Genomic DNA, 890 nt, shown 5'->3' with positions numbered 1-890 from the left:
GCCGGTCGTGCGCGTCGGCGGCCGCGCGCGCGTTGTCGGCATCGACTTCGGTGAAGACGACCGCACCCTGGCCCGACGGATCGGCGATCCGGTCGAGCGCGGTGTCGACGAGCGCGCGGCTCGTGGTTCGGCCGGCGGCGAGGTCTGCGGCGAGCTGGGCGAGTGGGGGGAAGGGCGTGAAAGTGGTCATGGGCGGCTCAGGGGCGAAGATGTTGAAGAAGCGTGGAGCGGAACGAATCGATATGGCTTTCGACGGCCGCGCGCGCGCCGGCGGCGTCACGGGCGGACAGCCGATCGAACAGTTCGCGATGCTCGTGCTGGACGTCGGCGAGATGGTGGGGTTCGGACAGCGTGACGAACCAGAAACGCAGCGAGCGCTCGTGCAGGGCGCGCAGGATGTCGGCAAGCACTGCATTGCGCGCGGCCGTGGCGATCGCCTGGTGGAACGCACGGTCGAGTTCCATCATGCCTTCGACGTCGTGCGAGTCGACGCACGCCTGCCCGGCGTCGAGCAGCGCGGCCAGGCGCGCAAGATCGTCCGGGGTCGCATGGCGCGCGGCGAGTTCCGCGCAGTGCGCTTCGTTGATGCGTCTCACGTCGATCACCGCGACGATGTCGTCAAGCGACAGCGGCTGCACCATCAATCCCTTGCGGGGCATTACGGACAGCAGCCCTTCGAGCACGAGCCGATGCACGGCCTGGTGCACCGGCGTGCGGCCGATGCTGGTGCGGGCGACGAGGTCGGCTTCGTTGAGGGCGGCGCCAGGCTTCAGGCGCATCGTGATGATGTCGCGCTGGATCAGCGTGTACGCGCGGTCGGCGAGGCTGCCTGCCGGTGCGGCCGGGCGCTCGCGGGTGACGTCGGTCAGGGTATTCATGCGGGGGGGGGA

General features: G+C 69.8%; 1 protein-coding gene and 1 pseudogene. Both read right to left on the bottom strand.

The window, feature by feature from the left end; genetic code table 11:
* Positions 1–190: pseudogene (locus G3N93_RS40330) on the bottom strand (amidase); the annotation flags it as partial.
* A 7-nt stretch (positions 191–197) separates the two neighbouring features.
* A complete protein-coding gene (locus tag G3N93_RS40325) occupies positions 198–878 on the bottom strand; it encodes a GntR family transcriptional regulator (RefSeq protein ID WP_174944686.1) in 681 nt (226 codons plus the stop codon).
* Between the last annotated feature and the right edge of the window lie 12 nt (positions 879–890).

The organism is Burkholderia sp. Se-20378 (assembly GCF_017104665.1).
GTDB classification, from domain to species: Bacteria; Pseudomonadota; Gammaproteobacteria; order Burkholderiales; family Burkholderiaceae; genus Burkholderia; species Burkholderia lata.
The sequence above is the reverse complement of the archived record's forward strand: the minus strand, read 5'-3'. Positions and strand labels throughout refer to the sequence as shown.

Coding starts and splice junctions, on each gene's coding strand:
- G3N93_RS40325 (WP_174944686.1), bottom strand. CDS start 878: ATGAATACCCTGACCGACGTCACCCGCGAGCGCCCGGCCGCACCGGCA.